20 protein-coding genes are annotated in these 17,101 nt (G+C 68.0%); 6 read left to right on the forward strand and 14 right to left on the reverse strand.

What is annotated here, in order from left to right:
* From AWC12_RS05535 to AWC12_RS05545, 3 genes are read left to right on the forward strand one after another with little or no spacing between them, the layout of a single operon-like run.
* Nucleotides 1-846, forward strand: a complete 846-nt coding sequence (locus tag AWC12_RS05535; RefSeq protein WP_085172859.1) for a dienelactone hydrolase family protein — start codon at nt 1-3, stop codon at nt 844-846.
* A gap of 45 nt (nt 847-891) precedes the next feature.
* On the forward strand, nt 892-1,929 hold the full coding sequence (locus AWC12_RS05540) for an LLM class F420-dependent oxidoreductase (protein ID WP_085173114.1): 1,038 nt from the start codon (nt 892-894) through the stop codon (nt 1,927-1,929).
* Nucleotides 1,926-2,348, forward strand: coding sequence for a PPOX class F420-dependent oxidoreductase (locus AWC12_RS05545; protein ID WP_024446279.1), 423 nt, complete (start codon nt 1,926-1,928; stop codon nt 2,346-2,348). The genes AWC12_RS05540 and AWC12_RS05545 overlap by 4 nt, the downstream gene beginning before the upstream one ends.
* Nucleotides 2,349-2,387: 39 nt before the next feature.
* Here AWC12_RS05545 and AWC12_RS05550 read toward each other — a convergent pair whose 3' ends face one another.
* Together AWC12_RS05550 and AWC12_RS05555 are read right to left on the reverse strand one after the other, a co-directional pair.
* Nucleotides 2,388-3,563 carry an NAD(P)/FAD-dependent oxidoreductase gene (locus tag AWC12_RS05550; RefSeq protein WP_085172861.1) on the reverse strand — a complete coding sequence of 392 codons (1,176 nt, stop codon included), beginning with the start codon at nt 3,561-3,563 and terminating at the stop codon, nt 2,388-2,390.
* 51 nt (nt 3,564-3,614) lie between these two features.
* Nucleotides 3,615-4,190 carry a TetR/AcrR family transcriptional regulator gene (locus AWC12_RS05555; protein ID WP_085172863.1) on the reverse strand — a complete coding sequence of 192 codons (576 nt, stop codon included), beginning with the start codon at nt 4,188-4,190 and terminating at the stop codon, nt 3,615-3,617.
* A 43-nt stretch (nt 4,191-4,233) separates the two neighbouring features.
* Here AWC12_RS05555 and AWC12_RS05560 point away from each other — a divergent pair, with 43 nt between their 5' ends.
* On the forward strand, nt 4,234-5,376 hold the full coding sequence (locus tag AWC12_RS05560) for an acyl-CoA dehydrogenase family protein (RefSeq protein ID WP_085172865.1): 1,143 nt from the start codon (nt 4,234-4,236) through the stop codon (nt 5,374-5,376).
* Here the strand turns inward: AWC12_RS05560 and AWC12_RS05565 are convergent.
* The 7 genes from AWC12_RS05565 to rplM all read right to left on the reverse strand — a co-directional run bounded on the left by AWC12_RS05565 (nt 5,351) and on the right by rplM (nt 10,993).
* Nucleotides 5,351-5,965 (reverse strand): diacylglycerol-binding protein, encoded by a 615-nt coding sequence (locus tag AWC12_RS05565; protein WP_085172867.1) that lies wholly within the window; start codon nt 5,963-5,965, stop codon nt 5,351-5,353. The genes AWC12_RS05560 and AWC12_RS05565 overlap by 26 nt on opposite strands.
* A 21-nt stretch (nt 5,966-5,986) precedes the next feature.
* On the reverse strand, nt 5,987-7,417 hold the full coding sequence (locus AWC12_RS05570; protein ID WP_085172869.1) for a hypothetical protein: 1,431 nt from the start codon (nt 7,415-7,417) through the stop codon (nt 5,987-5,989).
* 5 nt (nt 7,418-7,422) lie between these two features.
* Nucleotides 7,423-7,713 (reverse strand): DUF7162 family protein, encoded by a 291-nt coding sequence (locus AWC12_RS05575; protein ID WP_234813837.1) that lies wholly within the window; start codon nt 7,711-7,713, stop codon nt 7,423-7,425.
* 53 nt (nt 7,714-7,766) lie between these two features.
* Entirely contained in the window at nt 7,767-9,104 is a 1,338-nt protein-coding gene (gene glmM, locus AWC12_RS05580; RefSeq protein ID WP_085172873.1) for a phosphoglucosamine mutase, read from the reverse strand.
* 129 nt (nt 9,105-9,233) lie between these two features.
* Nucleotides 9,234-9,734, reverse strand: a complete 501-nt coding sequence (locus tag AWC12_RS05585; RefSeq protein ID WP_024446271.1) for a hypothetical protein — start codon at nt 9,732-9,734, stop codon at nt 9,234-9,236.
* A 303-nt stretch (nt 9,735-10,037) separates the two neighbouring features.
* Nucleotides 10,038-10,553 carry a 30S ribosomal protein S9 gene (rpsI, locus tag AWC12_RS05590; RefSeq protein WP_024446270.1) on the reverse strand — a complete coding sequence of 172 codons (516 nt, stop codon included), beginning with the start codon at nt 10,551-10,553 and terminating at the stop codon, nt 10,038-10,040.
* On the reverse strand, nt 10,550-10,993 hold the full coding sequence (gene rplM / locus AWC12_RS05595) for a 50S ribosomal protein L13 (RefSeq protein WP_024446269.1): 444 nt from the start codon (nt 10,991-10,993) through the stop codon (nt 10,550-10,552). Before rplM ends, rpsI begins: the two co-directional genes overlap by 4 nt.
* A 251-nt stretch (nt 10,994-11,244) precedes the next feature.
* On the opposite strand from rplM, the gene AWC12_RS05600 reads away from it, so the two are divergent.
* Nucleotides 11,245-11,703, forward strand: coding sequence for a hypothetical protein (locus tag AWC12_RS05600; RefSeq protein ID WP_085172875.1), 459 nt, complete (start codon nt 11,245-11,247; stop codon nt 11,701-11,703).
* A gap of 55 nt (nt 11,704-11,758) precedes the next feature.
* Here the strand turns inward: AWC12_RS05600 and adh are convergent, their stop codons facing one another.
* A complete protein-coding gene (gene adh, locus AWC12_RS05605; protein ID WP_024446267.1) occupies nt 11,759-13,282 on the reverse strand; it encodes an aldehyde dehydrogenase in 1,524 nt (507 codons plus the stop codon).
* Between the two features lie 160 nt (nt 13,283-13,442).
* Between adh and AWC12_RS05610 the strand changes: the two genes are divergently transcribed.
* Nucleotides 13,443-13,979: a TetR/AcrR family transcriptional regulator gene (locus AWC12_RS05610; protein ID WP_234813838.1), complete on the forward strand. Its 537-nt coding sequence runs from the start codon at nt 13,443-13,445 to the stop codon at nt 13,977-13,979.
* On the opposite strand, the gene AWC12_RS05615 is transcribed toward AWC12_RS05610, so the two are convergent.
* From AWC12_RS05615 to AWC12_RS05630, 4 genes are all read right to left on the reverse strand, one after another.
* A complete protein-coding gene (locus AWC12_RS05615) occupies nt 13,951-14,868 on the reverse strand; it encodes an alpha/beta hydrolase (RefSeq protein ID WP_085172880.1) in 918 nt (305 codons plus the stop codon). The genes AWC12_RS05610 and AWC12_RS05615 overlap by 29 nt on opposite strands.
* 85 nt (nt 14,869-14,953) lie before the next feature.
* On the reverse strand, nt 14,954-16,258 hold the full coding sequence (locus AWC12_RS05620; protein WP_085173116.1) for a helix-turn-helix domain-containing protein: 1,305 nt from the start codon (nt 16,256-16,258) through the stop codon (nt 14,954-14,956).
* A gap of 155 nt (nt 16,259-16,413) precedes the next feature.
* Nucleotides 16,414-16,710, reverse strand: coding sequence for a WXG100 family type VII secretion target (locus AWC12_RS05625; protein ID WP_024446263.1), 297 nt, complete (start codon nt 16,708-16,710; stop codon nt 16,414-16,416).
* A 9-nt stretch (nt 16,711-16,719) separates the two neighbouring features.
* The gene (locus tag AWC12_RS05630; RefSeq protein ID WP_085172882.1) at nt 16,720-17,052 is read right to left on the reverse strand and encodes a WXG100 family type VII secretion target; all 333 of its coding nucleotides are present in this window, start codon (nt 17,050-17,052) and stop codon (nt 16,720-16,722) included.
* Between the last annotated feature and the right edge of the window lie 49 nt (nt 17,053-17,101).

The raw sequence follows: 17,101 nt of genomic DNA on the forward strand, positions 1-17,101 counted from the left end.
GTGGCCAGCACGAAGAAGCTCTTTGCCGCGTTGACCCGCCGCGGACCGCACCGAGTTTTGCGCGGTGACCTCGCCTTTGCCGGCCAGCCGGGTGTCGTTTACACGCCCGCCGAAGGCACGAATCTGCCCGGCGTTGCGTTCGCTCACGATTGGATCACATCGGCGGATCGCTACCACGGGACGCTGGAGCACCTCGCGTCATGGGGCATTGTCGCCGCCGCGCCCAACACGGAAACCGGCCTCGCACCGTCGGTGCTCAATTTCGCCTATGACCTGGGCACGACGCTGGACATCATCACCGGGGTCCGACTCGGGGAGGGCAATATCAGCGTGCATCCCGCCAAGCTCGGCATCGCCGGCCACGGGTTCGGCGGCTCGGCGGCGGTGTTCGCCGCGGCGGGCTTACCTGTCAAACCGAAAGCAGTGGTCGCGGCATATCCGACGATCTCCAGCCCGCCCGCCGAGGCTCCTGCATCGGGACTGTCGGTGCCCGGCCTGATCCTGTCCGATCCCGGGGATCCGATGACACTGCGCTCCAACGCCGTCGAACTGGCTCGCTCGTGGAAGTCCGCCACGTTGCGCGCGACGTCGGATACCAAGTCGGGCGGATTGGTCGAAGGACGCAGCCTCGCCAAAGTTGTCGGCCTCCCCGGCGCCGACAGGGGCACACAAAAGATCGTCCGCGCGCTCATGACGGGCTACCTGCTGCACCTGCTGGCCGGCGACAAGACGTACCGGGACTTCGCAGATGCCGACGCCGAACTCCCCAAGGCGGACATCGTCGATCCTTTCGCCGACGACCCGGTCTCGCTGGAGAACAAGGTCGTCGCTCTTTTGAAGCCTTAGAGCGAGAACTTCCCAACCAACTGGTTGGCCGTGTATACCTGGTTCATGCGTACCGGGATTTTCCTCAGCTATGCGGGCGGCTTCCTCGAGGCGGTCGACGAGGTCGTCGAATGCGAGAAGCTTGGCGTCGACATCGCGCTGGTGGCCGAGGCGTACTCCTACGATGCCATCAGCCAGCTCGGCTTCCTGGCCGCCAAGACGTCGCGGATCGAACTCGGCACCGGCGTCGTACCCATCTACACCCGCACCCCCGCGCTGATGGCGATGACGGCCGCCGGCATCGACTACGTGTCCGACGGCCGGTTCCGGCTGGGCCTGGGCACGTCGGGCCCCCAGGTGGTGGAGGGCTTCCACGGCCTGCCGTTCGACGCACCGCTGGGCCGCACTCGCGAAGTCGTCGAGATTTGCAGGCAGGTGTGGCGGCGCGAACGTCTGAGCTACGACGGCAAGCACTACCAGCTGCCGCTGCCCGCTGATCGCGGCACGGGCCTCGGTAAGCCACTCAAGCTCATCAATCATCCTGTGCGCGAACAGATCCCGATAACCATCGCCGCGCTGGGACCCAAGAACGTCGAGCTGACCGCCGCGATCGCCGAGGGCTGGCAGCCCGTGTTCTTCTACCCCGAGAAGGCCGACGAGGTCTGGGGTGACGCACTGCGCGCCGGCGCCTCTCGGCGCGACCCGAAGCTGGGCCCCCTCGACGTCATGGTCAGCGCAAGCCTCGCGATCGGCGATGATGTCGAAGACCGATTGGCTTGGGCCAAGCCGCAATTGGCGCTCTACATCGGCGGCATGGGCGCGCGGGGCAAGAACTTCTACCACAACCTCGCGACCCGGTACGGCTTCGGCGAAGTCGCCGACCACATCCAGGACCTCTACCTGGCGGGAAAGAAGGCCGAGGCCATCGACGCAGTGCCCGACGAGCTGGTGCGACAGGTATCCCTGGTCGGCCCGGCGGGATTCGTCAAGGAACGCCTCGCCGCCTACGCCGAAGCGGGGGTCACGACGATGCTCGTGCACCCGCTGGCCGCAGATCGCCGTGAGACGGTCAAGTTCGTGGAGCAACTACAGTCGCTGGTATGACGGAACTGACCGAAGACGTCATCGCCTTCCTGTCTCATGGAACCCGCACCGCCAAACTGGGTTACCTCGCCAAGGACGGCAGACCGCTGATCGCGCCGGTGTGGTTCGTCGTCGACGGCCAGCAGCTGGTCTTCAACACCGGTAAAGACACCGCCAAGGGACGGGCGCTGGCCCGTGATCCGCGCGTGGTCATCTGCGTCGACGATGAGCGTCCACCGTTCTCGTTCGTGCAGATCCAGGGGACGGTCGCCTTCAGCGAGGACGCCGACGAGCTGGTGAACACCGCAACGCGTATCGGCGGCCGCTACATGGGTGCCGACCGCGCCGAGGAGTTCGGCCGCCGCAACGGCGTTCCCGGCGAGCTCGTGGTCCGCGTGACGCCGACCAAGGTGATCGCGGCGTTCGACATCGCTGATTGAACCGAGGGAGCTGATTGAACCGAGGGCCCATCGAACCCCTCAGCTACCCGAGAGGGTGTCCTCCCAAAACAGCAGGCGCGCACGGACTCTGGGGTTGCTCAGGTTGTCGAGCACCTTCAGGCCGGCTGTCGTCAACGCCGGGATCCCGACCAGGCGGTGGAACAGCCGTCCGCGCCGGTACTCCCTGCCCCAGATTCCGTCGACCTGCTGCTGGTAGTTGGTGAAGTCGTCCGGCCCGCCGTTGGTCAGCGCCGCGACGGCGCTCTCCCCCGCAGCGAGCCCTGACTGCAGGGCCTTGGAGATGCCCGCACCCGAGACCGGCCGGGCGGCGCCCATCGCGTCGCCGGCGAACAGCACTCCGGGCCGCCACGGCGGCCACGCCGTGAACCCCATCGGCAGGCGCCACGCCTGCAGCGCCTTGGAGCTCTGCAGCTCGGCGACCGACGGCAGATTCCAGTCGCGGGGCAGCCCGTCCATGAAGTCGCCAAGGAGCCGGGCGGCGTTGATGTCATGCCAGCGCTTGAAGCTGTTCACGTAGCCGACCCCGATGTTGACCCGGCCGTCGCCGAGCGGGAACACCCAGCCGTAGCCGGGCAACTGCTGCCCCTCGTGCGAGATCTTGAGGTGGATGTCCAACGAGTCGGAATCAGGCCGATTCGCCGACATCTCGGCGCGGATCGCGATCGCCGAATAGCCGTTGTACTTGGACGTCAACTTCAGCGACCGCCGGACCGGTGAGTACGTCCCGTCCGCGGCGATCACCGCGTCCGCGCGGATGACCTCTCCACCGCGGAGCGTCAGGCCGTTCACCCGCCCGTCGTCGTCGACAGAGGCGCCGATAACCTCGGCGCCCTGCCGAACTTCGGCACCCGCGGCCTCGGCGTGCTTGAGCAGCATGGTGTCCAGCTGGGTGCGGCGGATGCCATGCCCGTGATCGGGCATACCCGGTCGGCGCGGAAACGACAGCTCCCATTCGGTGGGGCTGTAGATCGTCGCGCGGTTGAGCCGATGGAACTTGGCGACCTCGTCGGCCAGGCCCATCTTCTGCATGAAGCTGACAGCGCGCGGCGTCAGACCGTCACCGCAGGGTTTGTCACGCGGGAATTCAGCCTTGTCCAACAAGATCACTCGCGCACCGGTGCGCACGGCCTGCCATGCGGCCGCGGAGCCCGCGGGCCCTCCGCCGGAGATTGCCACGTCGTATCGCTGCGCCATAGCTGCTATTCGGAACCGTGCCCGAGGCGGATGGGTGCGGATGAAAATTGGTCAGGCTTGGATGCCGCCGGTGAGGATCGCGGCCAGCTCACGGTAAGCGGCGGCGTCGTCAAACCCCGTGTTGTCTCGCACCACACGCTGCTGGATGCGCACCATCACCGTCGCCACGAGATCGGCAGCGAACGCGGCGTGCACGTCGCGAAACTCTCCCGCCGCGACACCGTCGGCGATTAGCTCCCGCACCCGGCGAGCGGCGATCCGGGTGTTCTTTTCGTAGATGGCGCGGGCGGGTGCGAACCCGTCCAGGTCGGCCATGAACCGATCCGATGCAGGATCGAGTGCCGTGCCGACGGCCTCCAAGTAGGCTGCAATGCGCTCGCGAGCGCCCGTGACGACCTCGACGCGGGCCTCGACCGCCTCGGTCGCGGCGCGGAAGAAGTGCACGGTCGCCGCCTGGACCAGCTGCTCCTTGCTGCCCGCCAGGGCGTACAGCGTGGACTTCGAGCAGCGCAGTCGCGCCGCGATCTCGTCGAGGGTCAGGTGTGCGAAGCCGTCTGCCAGGAACAGGGCGACGAGCGAGTCGAACAGCTCGGTCTGGCGCGCAGTCGCGAAGGCAGGCTTGGCCACCGGCTCATAGTACTGTGAACCGTCCTGTAGTACTGTCCTACGTATGGCCGTGGATCGCCTTCTCCCCACCGACGAGTCCCGCGAATTGGTCGACCTCGCCCGCCAGATCGCCGACAAGGTGCTCGCGCCGATCGTCGATCAGCACGAGAAGGAGGAGACCTATCCCGAGGGCGTCTTCGCGACCCTCGGTGAGGCCGGGCTGTTGAGCCTGCCGTACCCCGAGGAATGGGGCGGCGGCGGCCAGCCCTATGAGGTGTACCTGCAGGTACTTGAGGAACTCGCCGCGCGGTGGGCCGCGGTCGCGGTGGCCGTCAGCGTGCACAGTCTGTCGTGCCATCCGCTGATGAGCTTCGGATCCGACGAGCAGAGGCAGCGCTGGCTCCCCGACATGCTGGGCGGGTCCACCATCGGCGCCTACAGCCTCTCAGAGCCGCAGGCAGGTTCGGACGCGGCGGCCCTGGCCTGCAAGGCGACGGCCGTCGACGGCGGCTACCGCGTCACCGGGTCGAAGGCGTGGATCACCCACGGCGGTGTGGCTGACTTCTACAACCTGTTCGCCCGCACCGGCGAAGGCTCACAAGGCATTTCGTGCTTCCTGGTGCCCGGGGACACTCCCGGGCTGACGTTCGGTAAACCCGAGGAGAAGATGGGTTTGCACGCGGTGCCGACGACCACCGCACACTATGACGATGCGTTCCTCGACGCCGATCGGCGCATCGGCGCCGAAGGACAGGGCCTCCAGATCGCCTTCAGCGCATTGGATTCCGGCCGCCTCGGCATTGCCGCAGTGGCCGTGGGCCTCGCTCAGGCTGCCCTCGATGACGCCGTGAACTACAGCCAGGAACGAACGACGTTCGGCCGCAAGATCATCGATCATCAAGGGTTGGCGTTCCTGCTTGCCGACATGGCAGCCGCCGTAGATTCGGCGCGGGCCACCTACCTCGATGCGGCCCGCCGCCGCGATGCGGGACTGCCGTACTCGCGGCAGGCCTCGGTGGCCAAGCTCGTCGCGACAGACGCGGCGATGAAGGTGACGACCGACGCCGTTCAGGTCCTCGGGGGCGCCGGCTACACCAGGGACTACCGCGTCGAGCGGTACATGCGCGAAGCCAAGATCACCCAGATCTTCGAGGGCACCAACCAGATTCAGCGGCTGGTCATCAGCCGGCACCTGGCACGCGGCTGACCGTGTCGCACACCGGGGCTGCGACCCCGGGCCGCCGCGCCACCGCCAGTTCGCCGAGCAGCGCCACCACGACACCGAACGCGAAGTACAGGGGGACCAGAAACGGCCCGACCCCGAACAGTCCGTCCGAGCCGGGGTTGTAGGCGAACACCCCGGCCTCGACGAGCCCGATCTCGACAGCAGGCCCGACGACCGCGATGACCGCGCCGCACAGGGCGCCGGCGGTGTCACCGAGTACGCACCAGGTGATGACGGCTGCGACCACCAGAAGCGCGGTGGCGGGGACGACCGGTGCGCCGTGTAGCAGCGCGGTCGTCACGTACATGCCGACGACGGCGGCCACCCCGGCCAGCGCCTGCCTGGCCGTGACGCCGGCGCGGATCGCGGGCAGGTGCAGCCGTAGCTCGGCCAGCGATACCGTGGCCGCACCGACCAACAGCGGGAACCAGAACGGACTGCTCCAGACCAAGGGCACCGTGTCGGTGTAATACACCGTGGTGCCGGTGACGACGTGGCTGTGGTCGCCGATCAGCGCGGCAACCCCACCGACGACGAAGAGGACCACCGCTTCCGGGATTCGCAGCCTCACGTCGCGTGACGCTACTCCCCGCTATTGCTGGGGCTCGCCGACCTGCGGCACTTCGTCGGCGGCGATCTCGCACGGGGTCTGTTCTGCTGCAGTCGGCTCGGCGGGCGGCAGTGGTTCAGCCGGCGAGGGCGCAGGTTCCGGTGCCGGCGCCGCCACCGGTTCGGCAGGAGGTTCGCAGGGCTCCTCAACCGGTTCTACCTGCTCTACCGATTCAACGGACCCCACCGGTTCGACCGGTTCCGCCTCTGGTTCCTCCTCGCCGGGCTCGGGCTCATCTTCCTCAAGCTCTTCCTCCTCCAGCTCTTCCTCCTCGGGTTCGAGCTCCAGCTCGTCGAGCTCGGGCTCTGGCAGGTCGGGCTCTGCAAGCTGGGGGATCTCGCCTCCCAGACCATCGAGAAGTCCCCCCAGCGAGTCGGCGAACTGCTGGCCGAGACCCGACATGCCACCCCCGATATCGGGCAGTGCCGAGCCCATCGATCCCAGCGGCGGCGCCGGCGCCGCGGCCGCAGGGGGCGCGGGAAGCGACGGTGGGACGACGGGCTCCGCAGCCGCGACAGTTGCCGGCGCCGGCGCCGGCGCGGGCGCGGGCGCGGGAGTCGCAGGCGCGCTCCACGCGGCGGGTGCAGTGACGGCAGGGGGCGGCGCCGAGTCCGGAACCACGGCGGCGGCCGGTGCGCAACGGGGCTCGTCGTCGCACTCGGGCCGAGTGGGCGTCCACACCGGGCCGAAATCACCGGGGATATCGAATACCGGCGAAGACTCAGCGGCGATTTCGGCGATCGCGCGATCGTAGGACGCGGTCACCGAACCCACCGTGGTCCGCATCGCCGTGACCCATTCCGAGCTGATCGCGGTGTGCACGAACGGTTTCACCGCGTGGTCGATCAGTTCACTGGCCGCTGCCCGATCCCCCACTCCCGTCATCACGGTGTGTGCGGCCGCCGTCCATTCGTCGCGTGCTCCGGCGGCACGTGCCTCGATCTCGACGACGGTGTCGACCTTCGCGGACACGGCCCGCCACAGCTCCTCACGCAGAGCAACCAGCGCCTCCGCGGCGGTCTGTACTGCCGCAGCGACGCCGGCCGACGCATCACCGTGCCGCCTGAGGAACTCGTGCGCGGCCTGCCCGCCGACGCCCTGCCACGCCGTGGGCAACCGATCGAGCTGCCGCGACTGGACGGCCAGCGCATCCTGCGACGACCGCACCGCAGCCTCCAGCGCTAGGCACCCCCGCTGCAGCGCAGCCAGATCCATCCCGTCCTCGGTGCGGTACCAGTCGTCGACCTGTGACTCGTTCAGCGTCAGGTCCTGATGGTCGAACCCGAGCTGATGACAGGCCCATACGTAAGCCTGCACGGTGTCCACCGCTGGGCGTCCCTGGGCCAAATATGAAGTGACGTCATAGTTTTGAGAGAAGCCGTAGTTTTGAGAGAAGTCGTGGTTTTCAGACATCGCTGCTACCTCAACCGGCCGGCCGCAGCAGCATCGGAGTCCTCGTAGCGGTCGGCCGACACGTTCAATACCGTGGCGATCTCAGCCGCCGCGCGGGACCACTCCCGCATCGACGACGCCACCTCGAGCAGCGCGTCGCGCAGCGCCTCACCACGGCCGCCATACGCGCGCCCCGCGGTGGCACCTCCGAAGTCGAAGTGGGCCATATGTTTTCGCGCAGCCTCGGCGACGATGACCGCCGCCGCTGTGAACTCCTGTGCCATCGCGCGCACCGCGACCGTATCGACGCGTGCCACTGCCGTTCCCATATGAGATAGGACGCAGGCGGGCGCCGTGCGGTTCCCTCGAATCAGCTTTCGGCGCTGACCGACTCCGCGACGCGCACGGCCATCTGCCGCGCAGTGTCCTCGTCAGCGGCCTCGACCATGACCCGAACCACCTGCTCGGTGCCCGACGGCCGCAACAAAATTCGGCCGGTGTCGCCCAGTTCCTCCTCGACCTGAGCGACCGCGTCGCGCACCGACGGCGCTTCGGCGACGGTCGCCTTGTCGGCGACCTCGACGTTGATGAGCACCTGCGGAAGGGTCTGCATCGGTTCGGCGAGGCTCGCCAGGCTGCGTCCGGTTTGCGCCATCCGCGCCATCAACCGCAGACCCGTCACGATGCCGTCGCCGGTGGTGCCGAAGTTCGGGAGCACGATGTGGCCGGACTGCTCGCCGCCGAGCGAGAAGTCGCCCGCCCGGAGCTCCTCGAGGACGTAGCGGTCACCCACACCGGTGGTGCGGATGTCGATGCCGGCCGACCGCATCGCCAGGTGCAGGCCCATGTTGCTCATCACGGTGGTGACCAGCGTGTCGGACGCCAGTTCGCCGGCCTCCTTCATGGCCAGCGCGAGCACGACCATGATCGCGTCGCCGTCGACGACGCGTCCGTGCGAGTCGACGGCGAGGCAACGGTCGGCGTCACCGTCGTGGGCGAGCCCGAGGTCGGCACCGTAGGAGACCACCGCGGCGCGCAGCGCCTCCATGTGCGTGGAGCCACAGCCGTCGTTGATGTTCAGTCCGTCGGGATCGGCGTGGATGGGGATGACGTTGGCTCCCGCGGCCCGATAGGCCAGCGGTCCTGCCACCGAAGCGGCGCCGTGCGCGCAGTCGACGACGACGGTCAGCGCGTCGAGTCTCGTCGTGGCCGCCTTGCCGACGTGGCGCAGGTAGCGCTCAAGGGCGTCGTCGGCGCTCACGACGCGGCCGATGCCCGCCCCGGTCGGTCGGTTACCGGGACCCTGCTGGACCAGTTCCTCGATGCGGTCTTCGGTGTCGTCGTCGAGTTTGTGTCCGCCAGGGCCGAAGATCTTGATGCCGTTGTCGGGCATCGGGTTGTGCGAAGCGGAGATCATGACGCCGAAGTCGGCGTCGTAGGCGCCGGCCAGATAAGCAACCGCGGGCGTCGGCAGAATCCCGACCCGCAGCGTGTCGACGCCTTCGCTGGTGATCCCGGCGATGACGGCGGACTCGAGCATTTCGCCGCTGGCCCGGGGGTCACGCCCCACCACAGCGACGCGGCGGCGGGTCTCCCCCGGCCTGCCGAGCCGGCGAGCCGCCGCCGAACCCAGAGCCATCGCCAATTCGGCGGAAAGTTCCTGGTTGGCGACACCTCGTACGCCGTCGGTGCCGAACAGTCGAGCCATCGTGACAACCTCTCACACGTGGGGGCTCGCGAGCCAAATCTCGCCCCGCGTGAATTATCGCCCGTCTCGGCCGGAAAACGGCTCACCGCCCGCACCCGGGCGTGGATGCGGGCGGTGAGTGTGGCTCAATTATCCAGCGTCGCTGGGCAGCGGCACGGTGCCACCCTCGGCTTGACCGGTGCCCTCGGGCGCTCCGAGGCCCTCGCCACTACCGGTTTCACCCTCGGCGCCGAGGGCGGGAGCCTCTGGCATGGGCGCCTCGGCAACCGGAGCCGGTGCCGCGGGCACCGGGGCGGGCGCGGCCGGGGCCGGCGCGGTCACCGCGGCGTTCTGGGCGACGATCAGGTCGCCACCGGGCAGACCTGAGCACAGCGTCTGCGGCGTGCCCTCACCGTCGACCTGCGTCACCAGCGCACCGACGTCTGCGGGCACCTCGGCACACAGGGCGCTCGCCGCAGTCGCAGCGGTGTCGGCGGTCACGCTCTCCAGCAGCGTCACGTCACCGACCGAAAGATTCACGAGACCATCCGGAGAGTCCACAGGCTGCGCCTGCGCCATTCCGAGTCCCACGGTGAAAAGCAGCGACCCACCGAGGACAGCACCCGCTGTGGCGTTTTTGACGAAGCTCACCAATCACTCCTTTGCAGTCACGAAGCCATGGGGCAGGAATTTCCTACCGACGCCCGCAGGCGTCCTGGCTTCGGAGTCGAGCGTTGCCCAGCCCGCCGGCGAATTTCAAACTGCCTCCCTATATGAATGCGGAAAGGCATGAGCAGCTAAGTAACTATTTCACCGTCGATCCAGGACATATGGCCGCAAACATTTCCTGAAACGGCATGTGTGGGACGGACCACATTTCTCGGCCAACCCAGCGCAACGACAAACGCCCGGCTGCTCGCAGTGCGAGCAGACCGGGCGTCCGTCGTAGTCGTATCAGCGCTTGCTGTACTGAGGCGCCTTGCGCGCCTTCTTGAGGCCGTACTTCTTGCGCTCGATGGCACGCGGGTCACGGGTAAGGAACCCGGCACGCTTGAGGGCGGGTCGGTCCTCGGGCTGCACCAGGATCAGCGCGCGGGCGATGGCTAGACGCAGCGCGCCGGCCTGGCCCGACGGGCCGCCACCGTCGAGGTGGGCGTAGATGTCGAACTGCTCGAGGCGGTCGACGGTCACCAGCGGCGCCTTGATGAGCTGCTGGTGCACCTTGTTGGGGAAGTAGTTCTCCAACGTGCGACCGTCCAGGTGGAACTGGCCGGTGCCGGGCACGAGGCGCACGCGCACGACAGCTTCCTTGCGGCGGCCGACGGTCTGAATCGGGCGGTCGATGATGACGGGCTCGCGCGGGGCCGCATCGGTGTCGGCAGCGGTCTCGACGAAGGTCTCGGTCTCGACGGTCTCGACGACCTCGGGGGCGTCGGTGCCCTCGACGTCGGTGATGTCAGTTTCGCTCATTGCGCCACCTGCTTGATCTCGAACGGAACCGGCTGCTGCGCGGCATGCGGATGCTCGGGGCCGGCATAGACCTTGAGCTTCTTCTGCACCTGGCGCGACAGCTTGGTGTGCGGGAGCATGCCGACGATCGCGTTCTCGACGACGCGCGTCGGGTGCTTGGCCAGCAGCTCACCGATGGTGCGCTTGCGCAGACCGCCGGGATAACCCGAGTGGCTGTAAGCGAACTTGGTGGTGAGCTTGTCGCCGCTGACGGCGACCTTCTCGGCGTTGATGATGATGACGAAATCGCCACCGTCGACATTCGGCGTGAATGTCGGCTTGTGCTTGCCGCGCAGCAACTTGGCTGCTTCGACGGCGAGCCGGCCGAGCACCACGTCGGTGGCGTCGATGACATACCACGAACGCGTGGTGTCACCCGCCTTCGGCGTGTACGTAGACACAGCGCTACCTTCTCTTCTCTCGGGTTGGATCCCGGGTGCCCCGGGGGCCGGTCCGGCGTGAGCTGTTGGAATTGCCTCGGCGACCGGCAGGGACCCAAGGTTCCGGCAAGCCAGCGCACGCCAACGTCGCAGCTTACGCGCGGATATCCGCACCGGTCAAAACGCGGTTCACCCTCACACAAACAGGTAGTCGGCTACGCGTGCGGCGGGCGACGCCGGCGGTGACGCTGACTCCCGTAAGGGGGAACGTCATGAACACTTCAACCGGATACCGCCGAACACTGAGTATCGTCCTGGCGGCAGTCGCCGCCACGGGGGCCCTGGTGGGGTGTCGAACGGCGGCGTCACCGTCGGCGTACGACGACGTCGCGCGCAACCTGCTCGCACTGCGCAGCAGTGCCGGCGCCGTCGACGAGGGCGCCGTCGTCCGCAGGCTCCAAACCGAACTGAACCCGTCGCTTTCCACTGTGGCGCGCGAAGAACAGCCCTCGGTGTACGAGGAGGCATGTGAGGTGAAGAACCTGTACGACGCCGGGCGGATCAGCTCGGCAGCCGAGGGCGTCGAATGGCTCCAGACGCACGGCACGACGTCGTACGCGCGGGCCACCTCGGTGCGTCAACTCGCAGCCAAGCTCATCGCGCTCGACGAGGATCCTTCAGTAGTAGATGGGTTGGAGATCTCCGGCGACGCGCTGTGCCTGGCGTCCTGAGACGCCGGGCACAGGCAGCCGATCAGTGCTTGTCGATTCCTCGCGCAAGCGCTCGTCAGAAAAAGCCCAGCGCCTGGTCGCTGTAGCTCACCAGCAGGTTCTTGGTCTGCTGGTAGTGGTCGAGCATCATCTTGTGGTTCTCGCGGCCGATGCCGGACTGCTTGTAGCCACCGAACGCGGCGTGCGCAGGGTACTGGTGGTAGCAGTTCGTCCACACCCGGCCGGCCTTGATGTCGCGGCCTGCGCGATAGGCGGTGTTGCCGTTGCGGCTCCAGACACCGGCGCCCAGGCCGTACAGGGTGTCGTTGGCGATGCTGATCGCGTCGTCGTAGTCGGTGAACGACGTGACTGCCACGACCGGGCCGAAGATCTCCTCCTGGAACACCCGCATCTTGTTGTTGCCCGTGAAGATCGTCGGCGCGACGTAGTAACCACCGTTGAGATCGCCGCCGAGCTGGGCACGCTCACCGCCGGTGACCACCTGCGCGCCTTCGCTCTTGCCGATCTCGATGTAGGACAGGATCTTCTCGAGCTGGTCGTTGGACGCCTGCGCGCCGATCATCGTCTCGGTATCGAGCGGATCGCCCTGCCGGACCGCCTTGGTACGGATGGCGGCCAGAGCCAGGAACTCGTCGTAGATGTCGGCCTGGATGAGCGAGCGCGACGGACACGTGCAGACCTCGCCCTGGTTGAGAGCGAACATCGTGAAGCCCTCGAGCGCCTTGTCCTGGTAGTTGTCATTGGCCGCCAGCACGTCGTTGAAGAAGATGTTGGGGCTCTTGCCGCCGAGTTCCAGCGTCACCGGGATCAGGTTCTGCGATGCGTACTGCATGATCAGCCGGCCGGTGGTGGTCTCGCCGGTGAACGCGATCTTGGCGATGCGGTTGCTCGACGCCAGCGGCTTGCCCGCCTCGACGCCGAATCCGTTGACCACGTTGACGACACCCGCGGGCAGCAGGTCGGCGATGACCTCCATCAGGTACAGGATCGAGGCCGGGGTCTGCTCGGCGGGCTTGAGGACCACCGCGTTCCCCGCCGCCAGCGCCGGAGCGAGCTTCCAGACCGCCATCAGGATCGGGAAGTTCCACGGGATGATCTGCCCGACGACACCGAGCGGCTCATGGAAGTGGTAGGCGACGGTGTCGTCGTCGATCTCGCTCAGCGACCCCTCCTGAGCGCGGATCGCGCCGGCGAAGTAGCGGAAGTGGTCGACGGCCAGCGGGATGTCGGCGTTCAGCGTCTCGCGGATCGGCTTGCCGTTGTCCCACGATTCGGCCAGCGCGATCGATTCGAGGTTCTCCTCGATACGGTCGGCGATCTTGTTGAGGATCACCGCGCGCTCGGCGGCTGAGGTCTTGCCCCAGGCGGGTGCAGCGGCGTGGGCGGCGTCGAGGGCCTTCTCGATGTCGCTCTCGTCGGAGCGGGCCACCTCGGTGAACGGCTGGCCGGTGACGGGCGTCGGGTTCTCGAAGTAGCGGCCGGCGTTCGGCGCGACCCACTCGCCGCCGATGAAGTTGTCGTAGCGGGGCTTGAACGACATCAGGGAGCCGTCAGCCCCGGGGCGGGCATACACAGTCATGGTGAGTCTCCTGCTCGTGTGGTGTGCGTCACTGAAACTACGCGGACCACCGTTGCACCACAGTTGCATCGTTCGGCGATATCCCCGCAGAATTTGAGGCATCACCGAACCACGCCGCAAGCCCCGCCAGCAGCGCGCCCGGGAGACCGTGAACACGCTGGTGGAGGCGGCCGCGCAGGTGTTCTCGCGCGAGGGCGCCGACGCCACGACCAACCGGATCGCCGCGCGCGCGGGCCTTTCGATCGGCACGTTGTATCAGTACTTCCCCGACAAGCTCTCGCTGCTGCAGGCGGTGGCCGAGCGGCACGTACGCGACGCCGACCGGCAGCTGACGGTCGTGTTCGCGCGGCTTCGCGAGGACACTCCCCCGTTCGACACGACCATGCGGGTGTTGCTCGAGGCGCTGGTGGAGCTGCACGTCGACCGGCCCCGGCTGCACGCGCTGCTGCACCGGCTGGCGCAGCCGACGCTCGGTCAACTCGACGAGCTGCGCGGCTTGGAGGACCGCATCTGCGACGAGGTCGCGTTTCACCTGAAGCGCTGCGACCGCGGCGGCGACGATGTGGAGTTGACCGCGCAGACGCTCGTGCACGCGATCGACGCACAACTGCACCGTGTGATGACCCGCACCGGCTTCGACCCCCGGGAAGTCGTGGCCGCGCTGATGGTCACCGTCGATCGGCTTGCACCCGGCTGAGGACGTCGTGCATCGCGTCACGCAGCTGGGTCAGGCCGGGTTCCTCGATCGGATAGTGCCCACAGTTCTCCAGCATCACCAGCTCGGTGGGGGCCGAAATACGTTGCAGGAAGCGAATACTCACCTCGGGCGGAGTCCACCTGTCGGCAGCGGGGGCGACGAGTGTCACGGGCGCGCCGCTGTAGTCCTCGGGGGCGGTGTGCCGGTAGTTCATCCAGCTCGCCAGAAAGCCCAGCGGGACGGAGACGCCACCACCGCGGGGATCCGACGCGCACAGCTTCGACAGGCGAGGGTCGGTGCTCATATTGCCCATGTCGGCGAGCCATCGGATGGGCACTGTGACACGGCCGAGTAACGGCTCGACGGCACGGAGCACGGCCGGCGCGGGACGGCCCATCCAGGCGACGCGGGTGGCGGCCGCGCGAGCCCTCGGGTCGGACACGTCCAGCAGGCAGGTAGCGACGACTGCGGCGATCTGCCTGGTCCGGGCCGCAACCTCGTAGGCCAGCATGCCGCCCATGCTGGCGCCGAACAGCACGAGCGGGCGCGGGTCCTGCGCCCGCTCCGCATTGACGAGATCGCACAGCAGGTCGACCCAGTCGTGGTAGCGGACGCGGGACGGATGTGGTTCGACGGTGTCGCCGTAGAGCGGAAGGTCGGGGGCGAAGACGTCGATGCCGTCGCCTAGCGCGGCGGCCGCCACGGGCCAGAGCGCGCTGCTGTATCCCCCGCCGCCGTGAATGATCATGGCGCGCACTGGCGCATCGCCCACGACGCCGCGGGCGATGTGCACGGTGCGGCCGCGCCACGGCCACCAGGTGCTCACCGGCGGGGTGAGCGCGGTGGTGTAGGCGGCGGGGACGAACTGGGCGTATGAGCGGAAGTCCACATCTCTAGCGTGAAAGTGACTGCCGTCGTTGGCAACTCGCTTTCACGATGGGGCTGTGCTGGAGTTTTGCCGGGCTGCTCAGGTTTCAGCCGAGTTCGTAGTCGAGGCCCGCGAGGTGACCGCGCGCCTGCGCGCGGGCCACCGGGGTGATCGCGCTGTCGCGCAGCGCCTGCCAGCCGTCACGGTCGTCGCGCCCCTCGGGGAGGTCGAGCCAGCGGCGCAGCAGATCGGTGCGGCCCTGGGTGTTCTCGGCAAGTACGGCGTCGCGCAGTGTCGCCGACAGCTGGGTGCGCAGCCGCGCGATCGCCGGTGACACCGACTGTGTGAGCAGCGGCCCCGAGTAACGGGTCAGGGCAGTTTCGACGTCGCCCGCGTCCAGCGCCTCGAACACCTCGCCGATGTCGCTCGTGATCGAGGTCAGCAGCCGATACGGCCGCGAGCCCAGGTTCTCGGCACCGATCACCTTGCGCAGCCGCGACATTTCGGCCCGCACCGTGACGACGTCGAGGTCTTTGTCGTCGAGCAGCACGGCGAGATGGTCGGCGGACAGGCCCTCGGGGTGACGGCTGAGCAGCACAAGAATGTCGGCGTGCCTGCCGGTGAGGTGGGTGGCCTGCAGGTGCCCGTAGCTGTCGGTCGTCATCCAACGCGGCCGGTCCCCGCCGAGCACGACGAGGTGTGGCTTGCGGGCGGCCGGTTCGGCGTTGATGCCGGCGAGCCGAAGCAGCGCGAGGTGGTTCTCGACGGCGACGGCCGTCGCCCGCACCAGGGCCAGCGTCTGCGAGGTCGCGACGGGGGTTCCGCCCGTGAGGTCGATGGCGCCGAGCAGCGCACCGGTGGTCGGATCGTGCACCGGCGCGGCGGTGCAGCTCCAGGTCTGGACGACGCGGGAGAAGTGTTCGGAGCCGTGGATCTGCAGTTCGCGATCGAGCGCCAGCGCGGTGCCGGGGGCATTGGTTCCCGCGCCCCGTTCGCTCCAGTCGGCGCCCGGTACGAAGTTCATCGCCTCGGCCCTGCGGCACGCGGTCGGGTCACCTTCGACCCACAGCAAGGTGCCGTCAGCGGCGCTGACCGCGACGACCACGCCGGAGTCGACGGCGTCGTCGACGAGGAGCCTGCGGATCACCGGCAGCGCCGGGGCGAGCGGATGCGTCTCTCTCAACCGCTCGACCGCCGTGATGGCGGCTGCCGCGCGGGCCGCGTCCTGATCGGGATCGACCCCGCCCGCGAGGCTTCGTTCCCAGCTCTGCGCGACGATGGGACGCACCTCGTTCGAGTTGAGGTAGGTGGCGTCGACCTCGCCGGTGATGAACAGCTCGTGGACGGCGCGGAGCCGCGACGGCGACGGGCGGGCCGATGCCCGTCCGGCTGAGGTGTTCGAAGCTGCCACCCGGCGTTTTCCCTTTGTCCACGTGGTGTCCGCCATCACACGTGGTGCCAGAGTAGCGCGATTGACGCCATGTTTGGTCGGCGTGCCGAGAGTACTGTGCGGCCCCCGTTCGGCTCCCCTCCTCGCGGGGGCCGCACAGACTCGGGGCGGGGCTTCTAGAAGCCCCAGGCGTTGGCGGCCCTTCGGTCGGTGTCGGCCACGTCGTCGGAACCGTCGCGCACCGCGTTGCCGAGGCTGATGAGGATTTCGTTGAGCGCACCAGCGGACTGCTCCCATCGGGTCTGCTCGACGCGGTAGGCGTCGGCGGCCTCGCGGGTCCACGTCGCCTGCAGGGGCGCGATCTGTGCGCGCAGGTCCTCGAGCGCGGCGTTGAATCGCGCCGATGTCGAATGGATCTCCTGACGGACCGTGTACTCGATCTCGCCGAAGTCGTAGGACAGCGTCTCGGTCACCGGTGCCTCCTACAGACTCGCCGCGACGGATCCGATGCGCTGAGAGTGGCCGTCGGCCACCTCGCGCAGCACCCGTTCGTTGTCGCGGATGGTCTCCGCGATGCGCTGCAGGGCGGAGTGCAGCTTGAGCGACTCGGCGTTCCAGCGTTCCATGACCTCGCGGAATCGAACCGCCGCGACGCCTCCCCACACCGACGGCGGCACGTTGGCCATGGCGCCGATGAACGACTGCAACATCGCGCGGATCTCCTCGTTGCGGTTGTCGGTCTTGTTCGCCACCGACACCATGAGGTCGAAGTCGGTGGCCAGCGCGGGCCCGGGCGGACCTGACGGTGTCGGCATGTGGATCCTTTCTCGACATGTTCGAAAGTTGTTCAAACGCTTCTGTAGA

It is taken from the genome of Mycolicibacterium iranicum, assembly GCF_002101705.1.
Lineage (GTDB): Bacteria > Actinomycetota > Actinomycetes > Mycobacteriales > Mycobacteriaceae > Mycobacterium > Mycobacterium iranicum.

What these genes read in the sequence shown, in the direction of transcription:
- AWC12_RS05540 (WP_085173114.1), top strand. Translation starts at nt 892, where the DNA reads ATGCGTACCGGGATTTTCCTCAGCTATGCGGGCGGCTTCCTCGAGGCG.
- AWC12_RS05545 (WP_024446279.1), top strand. Translation starts at nt 1,926, where the DNA reads ATGACGGAACTGACCGAAGACGTCATCGCCTTCCTGTCTCATGGAACC.
- AWC12_RS05550 (WP_085172861.1), bottom strand. Translation starts at nt 3,563, where the DNA reads ATGGCGCAGCGATACGACGTGGCAATCTCCGGCGGAGGGCCCGCGGGC.
- AWC12_RS05560 (WP_085172865.1), top strand. Translation starts at nt 4,234, where the DNA reads ATGGCCGTGGATCGCCTTCTCCCCACCGACGAGTCCCGCGAATTGGTC.
- AWC12_RS05570 (WP_085172869.1), bottom strand. Translation starts at nt 7,417, where the DNA reads ATGTCTGAAAACCACGACTTCTCTCAAAACTACGGCTTCTCTCAAAAC.
- glmM (WP_085172873.1), bottom strand. Translation starts at nt 9,104, where the DNA reads ATGGCTCGACTGTTCGGCACCGACGGCGTACGAGGTGTCGCCAACCAG.
- rpsI (WP_024446270.1), bottom strand. Translation starts at nt 10,553, where the DNA reads ATGAGCGAAACTGACATCACCGACGTCGAGGGCACCGACGCCCCCGAG.
- AWC12_RS05600 (WP_085172875.1), top strand. Translation starts at nt 11,245, where the DNA reads ATGAACACTTCAACCGGATACCGCCGAACACTGAGTATCGTCCTGGCG.
- adh (WP_024446267.1), bottom strand. Translation starts at nt 13,282, where the DNA reads ATGACTGTGTATGCCCGCCCCGGGGCTGACGGCTCCCTGATGTCGTTC.
- AWC12_RS05630 (WP_085172882.1), bottom strand. Translation starts at nt 17,052, where the DNA reads ATGCCGACACCGTCAGGTCCGCCCGGGCCCGCGCTGGCCACCGACTTC.